Source organism: Streptosporangium carneum (assembly GCF_027922005.1).
Lineage (GTDB): Bacteria > Actinomycetota > Actinomycetes > Streptosporangiales > Streptosporangiaceae > Streptosporangium > Streptosporangium carneum.
The window spans coordinates 335,198-350,074 of the sequence record NZ_BSEV01000004.1 but is presented as its reverse complement, the minus strand read 5'-3'; the positions used below and the strand labels follow the sequence as shown (position 1 = coordinate 350,074).

The 14,877-nt window shown below is 69.5% G+C and carries 9 protein-coding genes; 4 read left to right on the top strand and 5 right to left on the bottom strand.

Annotation, left to right across the window (positions count from 1 at the left end; genetic code table 11):
• Window positions 1–101 precede the first annotated feature (101 nt).
• Both PKF00_RS13275 and PKF00_RS13270 read right to left on the bottom strand, forming a co-directional pair.
• Window positions 102–2,732: an AfsR/SARP family transcriptional regulator gene (locus PKF00_RS13275; RefSeq protein ID WP_271217757.1), complete on the bottom strand. Its 2,631-nt coding sequence runs from the start codon at window positions 2,730–2,732 to the stop codon at window positions 102–104.
• Between the two features lie 562 nt (window positions 2,733–3,294).
• Window positions 3,295–4,014, bottom strand: a complete 720-nt coding sequence (locus tag PKF00_RS13270) for a hypothetical protein (RefSeq protein ID WP_271217756.1) — start codon at window positions 4,012–4,014, stop codon at window positions 3,295–3,297.
• 525 nt (window positions 4,015–4,539) lie between these two features.
• Here PKF00_RS13270 and PKF00_RS13265 point away from each other — a divergent pair.
• Both PKF00_RS13265 and PKF00_RS13260 read left to right on the top strand, forming a co-directional pair.
• Entirely contained in the window at window positions 4,540–6,063 is a 1,524-nt protein-coding gene (locus PKF00_RS13265) for an ABC transporter transmembrane domain-containing protein (RefSeq protein ID WP_271217755.1), read from the top strand.
• Window positions 6,060–7,790, top strand: a complete 1,731-nt coding sequence (locus PKF00_RS13260; protein WP_271217754.1) for an ABC transporter ATP-binding protein — start codon at window positions 6,060–6,062, stop codon at window positions 7,788–7,790. The genes PKF00_RS13265 and PKF00_RS13260 overlap by 4 nt, the downstream gene beginning before the upstream one ends.
• On the opposite strand, the gene PKF00_RS13255 is transcribed toward PKF00_RS13260, so the two are convergent.
• Window positions 7,773–8,051 carry a hypothetical protein gene (locus PKF00_RS13255; protein ID WP_271217753.1) on the bottom strand — a complete coding sequence of 93 codons (279 nt, stop codon included), beginning with the start codon at window positions 8,049–8,051 and terminating at the stop codon, window positions 7,773–7,775. The two genes, PKF00_RS13260 and PKF00_RS13255, sit on opposite strands and share 18 nt — an antisense overlap.
• Window positions 8,052–8,278: 227 nt before the next feature.
• On the opposite strand from PKF00_RS13255, the gene PKF00_RS45185 reads away from it, so the two are divergent.
• Window positions 8,279–8,941, top strand: coding sequence for a serine integrase family protein (locus tag PKF00_RS45185; protein WP_425582164.1), 663 nt, complete (start codon window positions 8,279–8,281; stop codon window positions 8,939–8,941).
• On the opposite strand, the gene PKF00_RS13240 is transcribed toward PKF00_RS45185, so the two are convergent.
• Window positions 8,916–10,406, bottom strand: a complete 1,491-nt coding sequence (locus PKF00_RS13240; RefSeq protein ID WP_271217751.1) for a M4 family metallopeptidase — start codon at window positions 10,404–10,406, stop codon at window positions 8,916–8,918. The genes PKF00_RS45185 and PKF00_RS13240 overlap by 26 nt on opposite strands.
• 915 nt (window positions 10,407–11,321) lie before the next feature.
• A complete protein-coding gene (locus tag PKF00_RS13235; RefSeq protein WP_271217750.1) occupies window positions 11,322–13,016 on the bottom strand; it encodes an amidase in 1,695 nt (564 codons plus the stop codon).
• A gap of 417 nt (window positions 13,017–13,433) precedes the next feature.
• Between PKF00_RS13235 and PKF00_RS13230 the strand changes: the two genes are divergently transcribed.
• Complete coding sequence (locus tag PKF00_RS13230) at window positions 13,434–14,852, top strand: pentapeptide repeat-containing protein (protein WP_271217749.1); 1,419 nt, start codon at window positions 13,434–13,436, stop codon at window positions 14,850–14,852.
• Window positions 14,853–14,877: the final 25 nt, after the last annotated feature.

Genomic DNA, 14,877 nt, shown 5'->3' with positions numbered 1-14,877 from the left:
TCATGTGTCCATTGGACTGACGAGAGGAAGCTAACGCGGGTGATGTTGAGGCCGTGTTGAGGCGGTGTTGAGCCGTCAGAGCAGGCCGTCACGCCAGATCGTCACACCAGGGCGGCGAGTAGGTTCAGCGCGGTCGCCCTGCCGGGTTCGTCGGCGATGCCGTCGAAGATCTTGAACGCGTCCTCGGCCAGCCTGCGCGCCGTGTCGCGGTCGCCCTCAGCCCGGTTGACCCGGGCCAGCGCCAGCAGCGCGTGCGCGTCCAGCAGCCGGTCGCCGAGCCGTACGGCGACGGACCTGGCCCGCTGCGCGCAGTCCCTGGCGTCGGGCACCCGCCGCTGCGCCAGCCGTGCCGCGGCCAGCTCCAGCAGGGTGTCGGCGTGCCGGTGCCGGTCGCCCAGAGCATCGAAGAAGCCCGCGGCGGCGGCGAGCCGGTCGGCTGCCTCGTCGGGGCGGTCGGCCCGCCGCAGCACCGCGCCAAGCGCCTGCTGCGCCTCGGCGCCGGCCCTCCCGCCGCTGAAGGCGTGCAGAGAGGAGGTCAGTTGGCGTTCTGCCTCGTCCAGACGGCCCTGTTCCAGGTAAACCTGGCCGATCCTGCGCCGGACCTGCGCGGCTTCCTTGCCGCTGGACGTCCCGAGGCTCGTGAACGCCCCGAGCGCCCGGGTGAGCAGATCCAGCGCCTCCGCCCACCGGCCCTCGGCCCGGCACAGGTCGCCCTGGTCGCGCAGGAGCAGGGCCTCGGCGCGAGCGTCACCCGTGCGCCGCGCCGCCGCGAGGCCGGTCTCGGCGACCGGCCGCCAGTCGTCCAGGAAGCGCCGCCGTTCCAGGAACGGGCCCAGCAGATGCGCGAGCCGCCACGCGCCCTCGTCGAGGCCGGCCCCGTATAGGTCGCCGACGAGGGCGGCGAGGAACGCGCGCTCGGCGACGAGCCACTCGACCGACTCCTTGATGTCCCTGGTCACGAAGCTGCGCATGGTCGGCTCACCGGAGACCAACGGGAACCGGGACGCCTGCACCCGGGCGATCACGACGACCTGGAGCCGTGCGAGCGCCTCCCGTACCGCATGCACGCCCTCCTCCTCCACCAGCCGCTCGCGGGCGTAGAGCCGGGTCAGGTCGTGCATGCGGTAGCGGACCTGGCCCGCCACGTCCACGGTGTGCGCCTCCAGCAGTCCGGCGTCCACGAGCGCGTCGGCCTGGTCGCCGAAGACCTGGGCGGCCCAGTCGGCGACGTCGGGGGCCGACAGCGCGCCCAGCAGCCGCACCATGCGGCGCGCTGGCGTGGGCAGGCCCTCGTAGCCGACCGCGTACACGCTGCGGACCGTCTGGTCGCCCGAGTGAAGGCGGTCCAGCCGCCCGCGCTCGTCCTCCAGCAGGCCCGCGAGGTAACCAGGGGTCCAGCCTGGTCTGGTGGCCAGGCGGGACCCGGCGATGCGCAACGCGATGGGCAGCCCGCCGCAGAACCGCATCAGCTCCCGCACCCCGCCGTCGTCCGCCCGTTCCTCGCCGATGAGCTTGACGAGCAGGTCACGGGCCTCGTCGTCGTCCAGGACGCCCAGCGACAGCCGTACGGCGCCGGTCAGCCCGCCGAGCGCTGACCGGCTGGTGATCACGGTGGGGCACGAGGTGAGCAGCGGCCGTACCTGGGACTCGTCGGTGGCGTCGTCCAGCACGACGAGCATGCGGCGGTTGGCGGTGTAAGTGCGCAGCAGCCGCTGCCGCTCGCCCTCCGATGCCGGTACCGCCTGGGCCGGGCAGCCGAGCCAGCGCAGGAAGTCCTCCAGGATCGCGCCGGGCCGGGTGGACTCGCGCAGGTCCGCGTACAGGATCCCGTCGGGGAAGCGTTCCCTGTGCCGCCAGGCGGCGCGTACGGCGAGCGCCGACTTGCCCACCCCGGCTGGGCCATGCACGACGACCAGGCCGGAGAACACCTGATCGAGCAGGTCGGCGCGGCCGGTGAAGTGGGCGACGTCCCGCGGCAACAGCACCGGCGGGCCCGCGGAGACGTGCAGCATGACATCTTCGTGCAGCATGCGGTGATGGAGCAGCTGCAGCTCGGGGTCGAGCTCGATGGCGTGCCCGCCGTCGAGCTCGTCGCGCAGCGCCGTGTACGCGGCCAACGCCTCCACGCGCCGCCCGCTGCGATAGAGCGCCAGCATGAACTGGCCGCGGAAACGTTGCCAGAGCGGGTGCTGCGCGACCAGTCTCCCCACCTCGGACAGCAGCTCGCGGTGTCGGCCCGCGTCCAGGTCGAGCTCGATCCGGCGCTCCAGGGCGAGCAGGCGAAGCTCTTCGAGCTCCTCGCGCAGCCGCCCGGTCTCGGCCCAGCGCGTCGCGTCAGGGTCCACGTCCGCCAGAACCGGCCCGCGCCACAGGTCCAGCGCCTCCCGCAGCTTCCCGCCGTCACGCCCGGACAGCCCCTCCTGTACGAGCCGGCGGAAGCGGCCGACGTCGAGCTGATCGTCGTCGATGGCCAGCGTGTACGTGCCGGACACGGTGGTGATGACGTCCTTGCCGATCAGCTGCCGGAGCCGGCCGATGTAGCCGCGGATCAGCGAGTCTGACCGGTCGCCCTCCTCCAGCGGCCACAGCAGCTGTCGCAGCCGCTCGACGGTGAGCGGGTGGCGGGCGTTGAGCACGAACATCGCCAGCAGGTCACGGTGCTTCGGAGCGGTGGGGGTGCGATCCTCGGCGCCGTCACGTATCGACAATGCCCCCATAATCCGAAATTCCATGACAAATCCCCGGGTACGGCGGGCAGGACGTGGCGTCAAAGCCTCCACGATCCCACAGCTCCACCGCATCTCGCGCCCGGGATTCCACAGTCGAGGCGCCGATACCGAAGGCGACGCCGCCTTTGTAACATGACGATCACTTCGGGTTAACTATTGGCGGGTTGGTCATATTTTCGGGGCCATGCCTCCCGAATTTCCGTCTGATGGTCAGAAAACTGCCTACGGGGCGTTCACCGAGCTGCCGTCGCCGGGGCCCCGGTAGCGATCGCCGCGAAAACAACGGATACGCGGTTCGGGGCGCTCTCGAAGTGTTGCGGCACCACTCTGGCATGGGGCCTGCTGACCTGCAGTCGGGTGGCCTGAGGCATCGCCGCCTCAGGCTCCCACAGAATCCCGGCGTGACAGTCTCCCGCCACCGGGCTCTTGTCATCCTGTTCTCCAGGCGTTCGGAAGCGAACAGGGACCCTCGCACGACTACGGCGTGAAAGCCCCTGCCACTCGCTGCACTGTGCGGTTAAATGATCACACGCTTCTTGGCGGTCGGCACAGAGAAGTGCACTGATCAACCAGCCGAGGGCCTGCGCCGGGATTCACGTTCGAAGCCCTGGACGGCCTGCGTGACGAAACGCCTGCCGACGACTTCTGGAGGTTCACATCGGTCGGCGGCGTCGAGGACCAGCCCTTTATGGCTCCATCGTCGCCGGTCTTCGCCGACTTTGCAGTACATGGAAACTTCGAGCCGTATACCTGCGGCGTCTTCGGTGAACTCCGGCTTCAGAGTGCGCCATGGATCCTTGCAGATGGATTCGAACAGTGGCCGCCAGGCGGCGAGATATATGTCTTTGATGTAGCCGGAATTCCTTACGCGAAGGCTATGCAGGTCGACATCTTTGACATGCGGCCCCCCTGGCCAGGCCTCCACGGAACCGGGCGACTCCTCCTCCGCAACTCCCGGCGCCCCCGCCGCGGGCCAAGACTCGGGTGGAGGCCAAGGCCGGGCGGCCAGGAGTTCAGTCAGATGAGTCGTGAAAACCGAGGCATCGTCGCTTCCGCAATCCAGGATGTCGGAACCTTCCGCGCCTGTTCGCTCGGCGACATGGCTACGGAATCTCCACGGCCTCTCCGTTCCCGGCAAGGACACGGTCGCGGTTGCCCATATGCCGTCCTCTTCCTCTGAAACGAAGAGGTCCAATAGAGACGCATCGTATTCCTGTAGTTCTTCGCCGAGTTGTCTTCGTGAGACTGAGCAGAATTCTTCGGTATAGCGCTCGAACTGGTTCACGAATCACTTTGGGGGTAGAAGGCGGTGATGATTCCCTTGGGGCGGCCATTGGCTTCCACGCGCAGGAAGTTGTCGTCGCTCACCCCGACATCGTTTCATGCGTGTGTTTCACAGGACGAGTCGTTTGCAACAACCCGTGAAACGCAGTTCGCCCAGGGTGCTCCCTGCCGGGCGGCCTGTTTCATGGGCGATCGCCTGGGAAACACCGAGACGACTGCTTACCGAGATCGTTCTCGGCGCCAACGACTGTCCGCGGGTTCCTCGATCCCGAGCCCTTGATCGCTTCCGGGCCGTGATGGAACGGAAACGCACGTTAACGTTCTCAGGCCCTCCGTCCTGGCCGCCCCTGCTGAGCGGGTCGAACCGGCCTGGCGTGCGTTCCGGTTCCATTACAGGTCCACCCCCCAGTACGGCGCGGTGGAGCGCAAGCGGAACCACGAGACGTATCGAGTAACCATGGCCGCGCGGCGACATCGCCGTGGACGGAGCGCCAGGAAGGTAAAGCCATGGTCTAGCGTGATCGCTATGAAGGCGGCGGCTCGGTATCTGTGCTGGCTGGCCTGGGCACAGAAGGGCCGGGTCACGCTGGGCGCGACGCTGGGCGCCCTGTGGATGGTGGGCCTCACGCTCCCGCCGTACCTGCTGTCCAGGGCGATCGACGACAACCTGGCACCCGGATGGGTGCTGGCGCTGTTCGGTGCCGGCCTTGCCAACGCCTGGCTGGCGATGATGCGGCACCGCACGATGACCAAGATCCGGATGGACGCCAACTTCCGCACGGTGCGCGCCCTGGTGGAGCAGATCAACACTCTCGGCGCGGACCTGAACAAACGCACTTCGGCAGGCGAGGTCATGACGATCGGCATCGGCGACGTCATCGCGGTCGCCGCGTCGCTGACGGTGACAGGTCCCGGGGTGGGCGCGGTGATCAGCTACGGGGTGGTGGCGGCGCTGCTGCTGCAGGTCTCCGTGGTGCTGGCCGTGGTGGTACTGCTCGGCGTGCCGGTGCTGGCGATCGTGCTCGGGCCGCTGCTCGGGCGGCTGATGAAGGTGCAGAACGGCTACCGCGAGAGCCAGGGCAGGCTGACCACCCGGCTGGTGGACCTGATCGAGGGACTGCGGGTGCTCAACGCGTTCGGCGGCAAGGGCGCCTACGCCGAGCGTTACCTCGCCGACTCGGCGTGCCTGCGCGAGCAGGGCTACCGGGTGGCGTCGCTGACGAGCTGGATCGGCGCGCTGGGTGCCGGGCTGCCCGCGCTGTTCCTGGCCGCAGTGACCTGGCTGGGTGCCAGGCTGGCCGCAGAAGGCGCGATCACGGTGGGCGAGCTGGTCGGCGTGTACGGATATATCGCCATGCTCGTGGTTCCGGTTTCCTCCTTCATCGAGGGCAGCTCCCAGATCAGCCACGGCCTGGTCTCCGCCCGGCAGGTCACCCGCCTCCTCGCGCTGCGGCCCGGCGACCGGCCCCGCTCCCCCGGGCTGGAGGTCACGCAGGGAAGCCTTGTGGGGCTGGTCAGCGCGCGCCCTGAGGAGAGCGTGGCGCTGCTCGAGAGCTTCGGCGGGTTCGACGGCACCTCGTTGATCGCCGACCACGACGCCGCACTGTTCGCCGGCACGCTGCGAGAGGTCCTGCAGGGCCGCGGCGCGGCCGACGACGAGACCATCCGCCGCGCCGTCACCGTCGCCGCCGCCCAGGACGTGGTCGCCGGGCTGCGCCACGGGCTGGACTCCATGATCGAGCCCGGTGGCCGCAACCTGTCGGGCGGCCAGCGTCAGCGGGTACGCCTGGCCAGGGCGCTGGTGGCCGATCCCGAGGTGCTGCTGGCGGTGGAGCCCACCTCGGCGCTGGACGCGCACACCGAATCCCTGCTCGCGCAGCGTCTTCGTACGGCGCGCGCCGGTCGTACGACGGTCGTCGCCACCACGTCGCCGCTGCTGCTCGCCCAGGCGGACCAGGTCGTCCTGATCGAGGACGGCCAGGTGGCCGCGACGGGCACCCACCGCGACCTGCTGGAATCCAGCAACGCGTACCGGATGGTGATGTCATGATCCGCGACCTCCCCGTCGCCGACCGCAAGCACGTACGGCAGGCGGCCCTGCGCCTGATCCGCCGCGACGTCCCCGGTTTCACCGCCACCCTCCTCCTCAACGGCCTGGCGGCGGCCGCGGCCCTGGTCAGCCCGTGGCTGCTGGGCCGCATCATCGACACCATCTCCGCCGGCGGCACGATCGACCTCCTTGCCGCGATCGCCGTGGGCGGGGCGCTGCTGCAGCTCATCCTGTCCCGATATGCCGAGAAGATCGGCACCCGCTTCAGCGAGCGCACCCAGGAACACATCCGCCAGGAGCTCCTCGACCGCGTGCTCGCCCTGCCCACCGCCACGGTCGAGCACATCCGCACCGGAGATCTGACCGCCCGCGGCACCACAGACGTCGGCGTGGTCGGGCGCACCCTGCGCGACGCCGCCCCCGCCGTACTGATCTCCTCCCTGCAGGCGCTCTTCCTCGTCGCGGCCGTCTTCCTGGTCGACCCGCTGCTGGGAGCCTGCGGTCTGCTCGCGCTCGCCGGCATCGCCGCCGCCTCCCGCTGGTACCTGCGCCGCGCCCGCGCCGCCTACCTGGAGGAGGGCGCCGCCCGCTCAGAACTGGCCGAACACCTGGCCGCCAACGCCGCCGGCGCCCGCACCATCGAAGCCCTCGGCCTCCAGGACCGGCGCACCCGCGCCGCCGAAAGGGGGATCGAGCGCAGCCGGGTCGCCCAGCTCAGAACCCTCTTCCTGCGCGGCGTCCTCTGGCCGTCGGTGGAAGTCTCCGCACTCCTGCCTCCGGTCCTGGTCCTGCTGCTCGGCGGGGCACTGCTGGACAGCGGCCAGGTCACCCTCGGCGCCGTGGTCTCGAGCACGCTCTACCTTCGCCAGCTCCAGCAGCCCATCGAAACCATCCTCATCTGGATGGAACAGCTGCAAAGCAGCGGTGCCTCCTTCGCTCGGATCGAAGGCCTCCAGACCCCGGCGACGCAGACCGCTGTGGCCGCCCCGGAACCCCGGGACGAGCACATCGTGGCAACCGGCGTGCACTTCGCCTACGAATCCGACGACGTCGTCACCGGAGTGGACCTGACCATACGGCCCGGCGAGCGCCTGGCCATCGTCGGCTCTTCGGGAGCCGGCAAGTCCACGCTCGGCAAACTACTGGCCGGCATCGACCGCCCCCGCCTCGGCATGGTCACCGTCGGCTCGGTCCCCGTCGCCGACCTGTCCCCCGCCCAGCTCCGCAAGCACGTCGTGCTGGTCACCCAGGAACAGCATCTGTTCCTCGGCACCGTCCGCGACAACCTCCACCTGGCCGACCCCACGGCCGACGACAACCGCTTGGAGAAGGCTCTGGCGGCGGTCGGCGCCGACTGGGTCGCCTCGCTGGACGACGAGCTCGGTTCACACTCCTCCGGGACCGAACTCGGCCCCGACCGTGTGCAGCAGCTCGCCCTGGCCCGGGTCATCCTGGCCGACCCGCACACGGTCATCCTCGACGAGGCCACCGCCATGCTCGACCCGCGTACGGCCCGGCGTGCCGAACGGTCGCTGGCGGCGGTGCTGGAGGGACGTACGGTGATCGCGATCGCACACCGGCTGCATACGGCGCGGGATGCGGACCGGGTGGTGGTGATGGAGGGCGGGCGCGTGGCGGAGATCGGCGCGCATGATGAGCTGATTGCGGCCGGCGGGGTTTATGAGGCGTTGTGGAGCTCCTGGCACGGCTCACGCCGGGACTACTGATCGGCGTGTGCGTCGGGCGCGATACAGCGAGGCGACCGGAGGGCGTTTGCCGGTGTTCTTTCCCTTGGCGATGGTCAGCTTGGCGGCGATCTCGGGAACCGGGACGCCCTTGGCTCGCAGTGTCTGGGCGAAGGTCGGCATGTCCTGGTCGATCACCTTGGGGCGGCCGCCGTGGTTGCCGCGTGCGGCTGCGGCTTGTTGCCCTTCCAGTCGGAAGCGGCGGCCCTGCTGCGGGGTGAGCTGCGAAGCTACTTGTCCCAACGCGATTGGTCGAGCTGCTCACGCAGGTACTTGGGGGCGCGTTCGAGGTTCCTCCGCAGCCGAGTGAGCATCCTGGGGATGCGGCTGTGCCGCATACGCCAAATCGGACTGTGCCATGCTCTACCGAGAAAAACAGCCATAGAACGGCAGGGCCTGGCCGAGTAACTGCGCGCCGCCTGGAATCCCTCACTGGCGAGCTGCAGGGCTCCCACGATCCGTCCGGGGCCGTGTTCACCGTGCTGGCGGCCCTGTCGGAGATGGAACGAGAGTACATCCGCGATCGCACCTTGGAAGGCCACGAATCGGCACGCAGCTGCGGCAAACACATCGGCGCCGTCGTCACCGACGACGCGATGCTGTCCATGGCCCTGCACCTGCGCGAGCAGAATCTCAGCCTGCGCGACATCGCCGCCCGCCTCGTCATCACCAAGGGCAAGAAGAAGGGCCGGCATCCGTCCCCGGCCACCGTCCTACGTATGCTCCGCGAACACGACGAGGCGAACGTCGCGGGCACCATCGACGCCTACGTCCACGGGCTGACCAGCCAATCATCGACCGCCAACGGCGGTCCGCCCTCGTTCCCTCCCCCGCTCTCAGCATCCAGAGCGAACGGTGAGCCGGTCGGTGCTAGCGCCAAAATCCGGTCCGATCCTCCCCGGAGGCCGCTCGTAGCAGGTCTGCCAGGAGCCGTAGCGGGGGATGTCCCGCCAGGGCGCTCCGGTGCGCAGCCGCCACGGGATGCCGCTGATGACCTCGCGGTGGTCGCGCCAGGGGCGTCCCCTGCCGTCCGTCGCGGTCAGCAGGGGCTCGATCCGTTGCCAGGCCTTGTCGGTCAGCTCACCTCGTCGCACCACGAAGGATCATCTAACCGCACCCGGGGTGATCATTGATCAGACATCGCCTGTCCTCCCCCGCGACTATGAGGGTGAAATGGGTCGTCTCGGTGGAGCCGCCAGAGGTCGCGACGAAGGTGATGGTGTAGGTGCCCTGGGGGGTGCTGGCCGAGACGTTGATGGTCGCCGTGGTGGATTGGTCGATGCTGACGGTCGTCCCCGCGGGGCTGCCGCCGGCGGACAGGGTCACCTGCTGGGCCGTGCCGGGCGACAGCTTGATCTGGACGGTGGTGGAGCCACCGGGGCTGACCCTGGCCGAGGGCGGGTCGACCGTGATCCCGCTGAGAGAGGAGGAGGGGCCGGAAGGGCTGGTAGGACTGGGAGTAGCGGAAGGAGGAGGAGTGGGCATCGAGCAGGTCGGCTCGCCGACCTGGGCGGGGACGCGGATGGCGGTCCACGCGGCCTTGGTCGCGTTCATCTCGGGGCAGCCGTAGAGGTTTTTGGCGGCCTGCACGGTGGCCACGCGTGCCCTGCCGTATGACCAGCCAAGGGTCTTGCGCTGGAGCCCCAGATAGAAGATCCGGGCGGCTTTCCGGATGCCGATGCCGGTCAGCGTGGACGGGCCGGCGCAGACCGGGCTGGTGGGTTTGCCCGGCGGGTTGGTGCCCTCGGCGAGCAGGTAGAACCAGTGGTCCTGCGCTCCCCCGGGGAGGGGCGGCACGAGAGAGTTGTAGCAGTTCGAGTACCCCGTCAGCGAGGGGTTGTACATGTGGATGAGCGGTCCCGCGCCCACCGTGTTCACCTCCTCGCCGATCAGATAGTCGGGCTCGTCCAGGGCGAGGGGGTGGTTGACGTAGTGCTCGGTCAGGGTGCCGAAGATGTCGGCGGCCGACTTGCTGAGATCCTGTGCCTCCGTGCCGTTCCCGTCATTGGAACCGGACATTTCATAGACGGCGCGGCCGTACTGCCAGCCGACCACGTCGAGTGAGGTGAGCTGCTTGGTGTGGGCGCTGTTGTGGCCGAAGACGGCGCGGGTGCCGTCCCAGTAGGCGTTGACGTCGTTCATGCCGACGACCGCCGGGTAGGAGTTGCCGGCTCCGTCGACACCGTTGCGTCCCAGCCAGTTGCGCAGCATGTCCCAGTGTTTCTGCGCGGCGAACATGACGTCGACGCAGGCGGTCTCCAGACTGGTGCCGGTTCCGTCGCCCCAGGTGTCGGTCGTCTTGGTGAAGACGGGGCCGTTGAGACGGCCGCAGCTCAGACCGGGGCGGGTGGGGTCTTTCAGGGAGTACAGGCCCGCGGAGTACGTGGTCTGGATGGTCACCGGGTTGCCGTTGAAGTGACTGTTGCCTGAGCCCAGGAGCGCCTGGCCGGAGGAGAGGCTCCCGTCCGTGCCCGCACTGCGTGCGGTGGCGTGCCGGGACACCGTGCTCGTGGCCTCCGCGCCGCTCGCCGGCGCCGTCGCGCCCATGGCGACGACCGTCAGGAGAGCGAACGCTCCCAGCGTGGTTTTGGGGTTCATGCGCGATGACTCCTTGTCTGCAAGCGCAAGGAGCCGTGGCCGGCCAGGGCTGCCCCAACGGTGACATCGATATGAGGGGCAGAGAACCCTACAAATCCCTATATTTCGGGCGTATGGCGTGTATAGCGCTCTCGACGGACGCACGGGCCGGGGCCGGAAAACGTGTTCCGGCCCCCGGGAGGGGGCCTCGTATTTTCGGCCGTGTATCCAACGAAGTAGGGCCTGACCTGCGTGTACAGGAAGATGATTCAGCTTGGACCGTCTGGCCTACCGTGAAGAACCCGCAGGTCAACGTCGGGGACTTCGACGCCTCGGGTGAAGACATCGAACGAGACTGAATCGCCCGCACCGGCTGCTGGGCGCACGCCGAACGCATCCTGCTCACCCACGAGCAGGTCCGCCCCTACGGGTTACCGGCGGCCGAAAGCAGGCGCGACGGCCTCCGCTGGCCTGCCTTTGCCGCCCGCCACGATCTCGACCTCGAGCGGCCGCCGCAGTGGGAGGTTGAGGCGCTGGAGCCCGCTGAGCCGCAGCGCGCCTTGCGGGCATTCACCACCCGCTGGGGCGAAGCCGGACGGTGAAGGAGCCGGGCCGCCTGGTCAGACTTTGGGCAGGTTTCTGGAGGGTCCTGCTGGACCGCCAATTGCACCTCACTGGCGCTTCTCGCTCGCGCGCCCGCACGTAAGGGCATGAAAAAACTGACGAAATCCCCGGCTGGCGCCGTTCACGCGCAGGGGTGTCTGAGGAAGTCGGGCATCCGCCGTACCAGCTGCGCCTTTCCCGCTGGCCACGGAGCGCCCGGCGGGTTTGCCCTGGAGGAACGTGCTGGAGCCCAGGCCGGGCGAGGCACCTGGGTTTTCTCTGGCTGGAAACCTAGGCGCGCGCCTAGACGGCAGATCCTCCATGCTGGCGGGGTCAGTTCAGGGGCGGAGTGCTTGCCGGTGGTCGGCGGTGATGTGTGGCTTGCTCGTAGTCGAACCCGAGCCCGAGCAGTGTCGGTTCGCTGAACGGCCGTCCTAGTAGTTCGACTCCCACCGGCATGCCGTCGGGTGTGAAGCCGGCTGGGACTGTCAGGGCGGGGAACCCGGTGTTGGCGGCGAGGGCGCAGACCCTGAGCCCCTCCTGAGGCTGCCCGATCGGCGCGGCCTGCTGTGAGACCGCCGGGTAGACCAGTGCGTCCAGGTCGTTGTCCTCAAACAGTTTGTGGAGCAGCTGTTGCGCCTGCGCGCGCCGGGCCAGCCGTTGGTGGTAAGCGTCTTGCGGGCCGGTCGAACTGCCCAGCCGGGCCTTGAGTCGCGTCAGGACCGTGGGCGTGACCTGGCCGGAGGTGACGATGTCGGCCAGGGTCACGATGTCGGCCGGTGGCTCCAGCCGGGCCAGCGAGCGTGGGAATCGTGAGCCTGGCGCCGCCAGGTAGCGATTGAGGTCGCGTTCGGTCTCATCGGTGAACACGCTGGAGGCGTCCACCGCCGACGTCAGCGCGGGTTGGGCCGGTATATCGACGACGGTCGCGCCCTGCGAGGCCATGTCCTCGACGGCCGCCCGGACCAGCGCCGTCGTCACCTGCGCGGGCCCTGACGTGCTCAGGTAGTCGGTGAACACGCCGATGCGGGCGTTGACCAGAGCGGCGTCGCCCAGCGCGGCGGTGTAGGTGCGGGGGATCCGTCCGATGGACGCCTTGGTGGACGGGTCGTCCGGGTCGTATCCGGCGGTGGCGTCCAGGATCAGTGCGATGTCGCTGACTGACTTGGCGATGGGGCCGCCGACGTCCTGGGTGTCGGAGAGAGGCGCGATGCCGTCGCGGCTGGACAGGCCCTGGCTCGGCCGCAAGCCGACCAGGCTGTTGTGCGCCGCCGGGCTGCGGATGGAGCCGCAGGTGTCTGAGCCCAGGCCGGCCGCGCCGAAGCCGGCTGCGACGCCGGCGCCCGTGCCGCCACTGGAGCCGCCCGGGTTGCGGGTCTGGTCGTAGGGGTTGCGGGTTTGCCCGCCAAGCGAGCTGATGGTCTCGACGCCGGAGGCGAACTCGTGCAGGTTGGTCTTGGCGACGATGATCGCGCCGGCCGCGCGCAGCCGCGCGACCTGCTCGGCGTCATCGGCAGGGCGCCAGTGCTTCAGCGCCAGCGAGCCGTTGGATGTGGGCAGGTCTTCGGTGTCGTAGTTGTCCTTGATCAGGAGCGGGATGCCGTGCAGCGGGCCGCGGACGCGCCCCTGCCGGCGTTCGGCGTCGAGCCGGGCGGCATCGGCGATTGCCGTCGGGTCCGTGCGAATGACCGCATTGACGCCAGGCTGGTCGGCATACGCCTGCTCGTAAGCGTCGATGCGTGCCTGGTATGCCTTGACCAATCGGACCGAGGTGACCTGGCCGCTCGCCAGTAGTTCGCGCAACTTGGTGGCGTCCATGTCCACCACCCACTCAGCGATGCCGGCCGGTGTTGCCCGGTTGCCTGCGTCGCCGAGCGCGGCACCGTTACCCGTTGCCGTGCCGGCTGTGACCGCAGGCGCCGTCAGGACAACGAGACCGGCCGCCAAGGCCGCTGCTCGGGTGTACCGGTTCCGCGTTCGTCTTGCCACATCGGCCTCCTCGTCACCGATTGGCGCCTCGATGTACAAGCACGGGAGATGTGCGTTCGGCCCCGCCGACCGTGAACAGCCGCTGACTGTGCCGCCTAGATTATGGCTCGGGTATGCCGTAGCGGCTACCTCCGCATCCCAGTCTGGTCCGGCCCGGCGGCACCAGAGACTTCTCCAAGAAGTGCTCCGACGGGCTCCACACAGGACAGTCTCGTTCGACGTCAACCACTGAAACGGCCGGTCCCGACCCGATCACAGCGAAGCGTATCCGTGGGGGCTTGTGTCCCCCGCGGGTGGGTGGTCGACTCCGGGCACGCCAAAGGCCTGTGCCTGACCGCCCACTGGATCGCCGACCCCCGCTTCGGGCGCCCCGACATCAAGGCCGTGCCCTGCGCCGTAGCCTGCCTACCGCCGGTTTCGGCCGAAGCCATACCCTTCCGTAACGGATGGAGGACGATGACCCCCAAGCGGCGCCCGGTCACGCGCGAGGAGCTCGAGAAGGCCGCCCGGGGGCGGATCCGGCTCGAAGACGTCACCGCGCGGGATCTCGACCTCTCCGGAGCCGGGCTGGCCCGCCTCCAGGCGGACTTCCTGGACGCCTCCGGGGCGGATCTGTCCGGAGCCCGCCTGGCCGAGGCCCATCTCATGGACTGCGACTTCACCGGTGCCCGGTGTGACAGGGCGGGGTTCAACGGTGTCACCCTCTTCCAGTGCGGTTTCGAGGATGCCGTCGGCGAGGCCGTCGCCTTCTACGCCGCGCACTCCACGATGAGCTGGTGGCGGCGGGCCAGCCTGCCCCGGGCGAGCTTCGGGAGGGCTCACCTCTCCCACGCCGATTTCCGGGAGGCGGACCTGGAGGAGGCGACGTTCGACCTGGCTGACGGCGACGCGACGGTCTTCCGGGACGCCCGGCTCGTCCGCGCGTCGTTTCGGGGGGCCGAGCTGCCGGGGGCGGACTTCCGCGGGGCGGACCTGCGGGAGGCGGATCTCAGCCTCGCCGATCTCACCGGGGCCGACTTCACCGGGGCCGTCCTCGACGGGGCGGTGTTCGGCGGCGCCGCCGTCGAGTCGGCGCGCTTCGACGGGGATCCGCCCGTCGTCGAGCCGCGGCCGCCCGCCGTCGACCGCGCGTCGGCCGTACGGGAGTACCTGCGCCGCGGAGATGCGCGGCAGGCCGTCGACCTCTACCGCCGCGGACCGGGCCGATGGATCTGGGACGCGCTGGACGGCGAGGATCTGGAGCCGGCCGCGACCGGGGAACTGCTCCGGCGGCTGCTCTCCGACGACGCGTTGCTCGTGCTGCACCACGCCTGCCGGACCGCGGCGGACCTCGCCCGGCACGAGGGCATGGCGCTCGACCTCGTCGAGGAGCTGTCGGCGTTGCTGTCCTCCAGGACGGCGGTGCATGTACCTGAGCACGGCGGCCAGCTGCGGTTCACGATGGACCCCGGCGGGGAGGCCGCGTTCGCCCTGGGCCGCCTCATGCGCCATCCGGACACCCGGCCGACCTCCGAGGAGGCGCTGCGCGCGGGCCTGCACGGCAGAGCCGTCGTGACGGAGCGCTGCGCCGCCGGCCTGACGGCTCAGTTCGCGTCGGAGTGTCGGTGGGCCGAGATCGGCGAGTTGCTCTCGTCGGGTGGACCGCGTGTCCGCAAGGGGGTCGTCTTCGGCCTTGAACGACATCTCGCCGACGCGGGAGGGATCGCGAAGTGGAAGGAGAAGACGAGGAGGCCCCCGTCGGAGGACGTGCGCGCCGCCTTCTCCCTCCTGGAGGAGCTGTGCGCGCACCCCGATCCCAAGCTCGCCGCACTCGCCGGGAGGCGCAGGCGTTCCGTCGACTGGGTTCGCGGGTACTTCACCGGTTTCGCCCAGTAACCGCGATCACCACCGAATCTCCATG